General features: G+C 65.9%; 4 protein-coding genes. 3 read left to right on the top strand and 1 reads right to left on the bottom strand.

Features of this window, described 5'->3' with window-relative positions; genetic code table 11:
• The coding region (locus AOK09_RS42640; RefSeq protein ID WP_245687524.1) for an aldehyde dehydrogenase family protein at positions 1-372 on the bottom strand (372 nt) is incomplete at its 3' end.
• A 665-nt stretch (positions 373-1037) separates the two neighbouring features.
• On the opposite strand from AOK09_RS42640, the gene AOK09_RS29005 reads away from it, so the two are divergent.
• The 3 genes from AOK09_RS29005 to AOK09_RS28995 all read left to right on the top strand — a co-directional run.
• On the top strand, positions 1038-1868 hold the full coding sequence (locus AOK09_RS29005) for an alpha/beta fold hydrolase (RefSeq protein ID WP_055590213.1): 831 nt from the start codon (positions 1038-1040) through the stop codon (positions 1866-1868).
• A 278-nt stretch (positions 1869-2146) separates the two neighbouring features.
• On the top strand, positions 2147-2794 hold the full coding sequence (locus AOK09_RS29000) for a cysteine hydrolase (protein ID WP_055590212.1): 648 nt from the start codon (positions 2147-2149) through the stop codon (positions 2792-2794).
• A gap of 440 nt (positions 2795-3234) precedes the next feature.
• Positions 3235-4407, top strand: a 1173-nt coding sequence (locus AOK09_RS28995; protein WP_079063519.1) for an FAD-dependent monooxygenase, incomplete at its 3' end; no start/stop codon positions are given.

Raw genomic sequence — 4407 nt, 5'->3', positions numbered from 1 at the left:
CTGGGCCTCGCCGCTGTTGAAACGGCGGGCCTCCTCCGCGGCGAACCGGAACACGGACACCGAGCGGCCGACCTCGCCACGGGCCCACTTGATCGGCTTGCCGTTCTCGGCGGAGATGAGCTGCGCGATCTCCTCGGTGCGCTCCGCGAGGCGCTTGCTCACGTGGTCGAGGGCGGCGGCACGTACGTGGGCGGGCGTGGCCGCGAACTCGTCCCGTACGGCGTATGCGGCGGCGACCGCCTCCTCCGTCTGGGCCGCGGTCGGCACGCTGACCTTCCCGATCAGCCGCCCGTCCCAGGGGGAGGTGACGTCGAAGGTGGTTTCGCCGGTGGCCTGGCGGCCGGCGAGCCAGAAGGCGTGGGTGGAAGTCATGTCGAGTCTCGGCCCTTAGCGTCGGGGGGAGTTGGCCATGGGTGACCTGGCCCCACGCTATGGCTGCCGTCACCTCGGACTGACTGTCCAAGGTGGAGCGAATGCGCATGGAGGTACGCCGGATTGAACCTGGTCCTTGGAGTCGTGCGCACGTCCGGCGCCGTCGCCGCCGGTCCCAGCCCTGCCCCTTCGCGAGGTGGGTTGTCCCACTGCTGATCGAGAAGAAGGTCCTCTGACCAGTGAGGACGGGCTCGGCAGATCACCCCCGGGCGCCGCCGCATGGTCCGCCTCCAAGCGCCGGCCCCTGACCGGCGTGATCACTGTCTGCGAAGCCACCGTCGCCCTTCTACACCGGTCCCCTTCCCCTCCAGAGGGCGTCACGATGCAGGCCGGATACCTGGCCGGGCGCGGCAATGTCGAGGTCAGCGCGCCCTGTTGCCTTTCAGGAACCACCCACTTCACGAGCGTGCCGATGGTGTTGCCCAGGGTGAGGGCACGCTGACTCGTCCAGCTCGATGACTCGACATGCGCCCATTCGAGTGAGGACATACTGTGATGAAAGTGGCGCCGGGGAGGCCCACGGCGTTCGGCACATGAGAGGCCCGTCCCTGCCGGTAGGGGGCGTCGTCCCCGTCAGGCTTCGTCGCGACATCAAGAGGACAGCCATGGGCACGGTAACGACTTCGGACGGTACGGACATCTTCTACGTGGATTGGGGCCCCCGGGACGCCCAGCCGCTCGTCTTCCATCACGGCTGGCCCTTGAGCCACATCGACTGGGACAGCCAACTGCTGTACTTCCTGTCCAAGGGGTATCGGGTCATCGCTCACGACCGTCGCGGTCATGGCCGTTCCGAGCAGCCGACCTTCGGCCATGAAATGGACACGTACGCGGCGGACGTGGCTGCTCTGACCGACGAACTGGACCTCCACCGAGCTGTACACATCGGGCACTCGACCGGTGGGGGCGAGGTTGTGCGGTATGTGGCGCGGGCCAAGCCGGGCCGTGTCTCGAAGGCTGTCATCGTTTCGGCGGTGCCGCCCGTCATGGTCCAGAAGGACAGCAACCCTGAGGGCACCCCCATCAAGGTGTTCGACGAACTGCGTGCTGCTCTCGCCGCCAACCGCTCGCAGTTCTACATCGACGTGCCTTCAGGCCCGTTCTACGGCTACAACAGGCCCGGTGCGCAAGCATCGCAAGCGCTCATCGACCGCTGGTGGCATCAGGGCATGCTGGGTGCCGCGAACGCCCACTACGAGTGCATCAAGGCATTCTCGGAGACCGACTTCACCGAGGACCTGAAAGTCATCGACGTTCCGGTCCTCGTCATGCATGGAACCGATGACCAGGTCGTTCCCTACGCGGATGCCGGGCCGAAGTCGGCGAACATCCTCAAGAACGCCACTCTGAAGACCTATGAGGGCTACCCGCACGGCATGCTGTCGGTGTATCCCGATGAGCTCGACCCTGTGATTCTCGACTTCATCGAGAATTAATGGGACAGATTTGGTGCAAGGCCTTCTTCACTGCAATGGCAGGACAGGTCGCGATCCGTTGCAGTTGGCTCGTCACTCCCGCAGCCGTTCACACCTCGGGGATGCCGGTGGCGGCGGCCGGGGTACAGCGATTCCCCGGCGCAGAAATCCCCCACTGAAGCAGAGCGGAACGGAGGGCCGAGCGGACGGGGACAGCGCCTCTCCAGGCGTGAACGGGCACATCCGCCGGGGCGAACGACTGTCACACCAGAGGTTTGTTATCGCGCGAGGAGTGTCAGGTGGAGATCAGAAAGGCCGACACGGCGGTTGTGTTCATTGACCCGCAGAACGACGTGCTGAGCGAGGACGGAGCGAACTGGGGCATGGTGGGGGCGAGCGTGACGGAAAACAGGACTGTCGAGAACATGGAGAGAATATTCGAGGCGGCCAAGGCGGGCGGATACGAGGTCTTCATCTCGCCCCATTACTTCTACCCGATCGACAGCGGGTGGCGGATGAACGGGCCGCTCGAGACGAGCGAACTCGAGACCCACACCTTCGCCCGGGCCGGACAGCTCGACCTGACGGGGTTCAGAAACTCCGGGGCAGACTGGCTGGAGAGCTTCAAGCCCTATATCGAAGACGGCAGAACGGTGGTTGCCAGCCCACACAAGGTGTTCGGGCCGGAAACCAACGACTTGGTGCTCCAGCTGCGCAAGCGGGGAATCCAGCGCATCATACTCGGTGGCATGCTGGCGAACATGTGCGTCGAGTCCCATATGCGCCACCTCATCGAGGAGGGATTCGAGGTCGCCGTGGTCAGGGATGCAACAGCCGGGCCCCGGCACCCGGTCTGGGGCGACGGCTATCAGGCGGCAATCATCAACTATCGTTTCTTCGCCCATGCATTGCTGTCGACCGACGAAGTAATCGCTGAAATGCACTGAGGTGATCGCAGCCGGGAAACCTGCCGCGCTTTCGAACAGGCGTCCTCGACGGTCGCCGATCCACTGCGCCCGAGTGCTGTGGAAGCACGTCAGGCGGCGTACGCATGTGAGCAGGCCAAGGCCCTTTCCACAACCGCTGCACCGAGGGCGTCAACGCGCCAACCGAGCGGATCGCGAGGCAGACGCACCGCCGAGCCGCTCCCCCTGCGCCGCGCCACCATGGATCACGCGACAGGGCCGCCTGGCTGTACAAACCCACGCTGCGCGCATGCCGCTGGCCGGCGGTACCGTGAGAGTGCGGCTGAGTTGGTCGCATTGGAGCCGGTGGAGACGAGTCTCTCGGGGCTGGGCGTCTTCGGCACGGCGGCTGAGGCAAGGATTGCCACCAGCAACCTGGAACCGGCTCGAGGCGCCAGAACGAGCGACCTGGAGCGGATCACATGAGCTCAAGCAACCAGGTATTGATTGTTGGCGCGGGCCCATCGGGGCTCCTGCTGGCGGGTGATCTGGCAGAGGCGGGTGTCGACTGTACGCTCGTCGAGCGACGTGTGCAGGATTCTCAGCTTACGCGGGCGTTCGCTGTCCATGCGCGGACGCTGGAGCAGCTGGACGCCCGTGGTATTGCAGACCAGCTGATCGCCACCGGCATCCGCAGCACGGTGCTCCAATTCCTGGGGATCGATTTGTCGCGCCTGCCCACCCGCTACCCGCACGTGCTGGTCACGCCGCAATACAACACAGAGCGAGTACTGCGGGAGCGGGCCCTTTCCCATGGTGTCGACATCCGGGACGGGTGGGAGTTTCTCGGGCTCAGCCAGGGCGTCACTGGCGTTGACTCTCAGGTCCGGGCGGCAGACGGCTCTCTTCAGACTCTGCGTGCCGCCTACCTCGTGGGCGCCGACGGAAGAAACAGCATGGTGCGCCGTTCTCTCGGCCTGCCGTTCCCCGGCCGCTCCGCAGTGCGGTCGATGATGCTGGCCGACGTACGGCTGGCCGAACCCCCGCGAAAGCCCCCTACCGTGGGGGCAGTAGGCGACGCCTTCGCGATCCTCGTTCCGTACGGCGACGGCTGGTTCCGCATCATGGCGTGGAACCGCCACCATGAGATGCCCGACACAGCACCCGTCGACCTCGAAGAGATCCGGGACATCGCTCGACGGTCGCTCGGCCATGATTTCGGCATGCATGACCCGCGCTGGATCTCACGATTTCACAGCGACGAGCGGCAGTCACCGCGCTACCGCGTCGGAAGGGTGTTCCTCGTTGGCGACGCCGCGCACGTGCATTCCCCCGCCGGCGGAATGGGCATGAACACCAGCATCCAGGACTCGGCCAACTTGGGCTGGAAACTCGCCGCCGTCCTGCGCGACCGTGCCCCGGATGCCCTGCTGGACACCTACGAGACGGAAAGGCGCCCCGTGGGGCGCAGAGTGCTGCGCATGAGTGGTGCGCTCCTGCGCGGAGTGCTGACCACCCCACGGGCTCTGTGCGGCGCCCGGGACCTCGCCGCCCGCACCGTTCTGCGCCTCCCGCCGGTGGCCCTGCGGCTGGGGCGAGCGATGTCCGGAATTGACATCGCATACAAGGCACCGGCCGGCGCGCACCCGCTCACG

The sequence above is a fragment of the Peterkaempfera griseoplana genome, from assembly GCF_001418575.1.
Classification (GTDB): Bacteria; Actinomycetota; Actinomycetes; order Streptomycetales; family Streptomycetaceae; genus Peterkaempfera; species Peterkaempfera griseoplana.
This window is presented reverse-complemented; position numbering and strand designations above follow the sequence as displayed.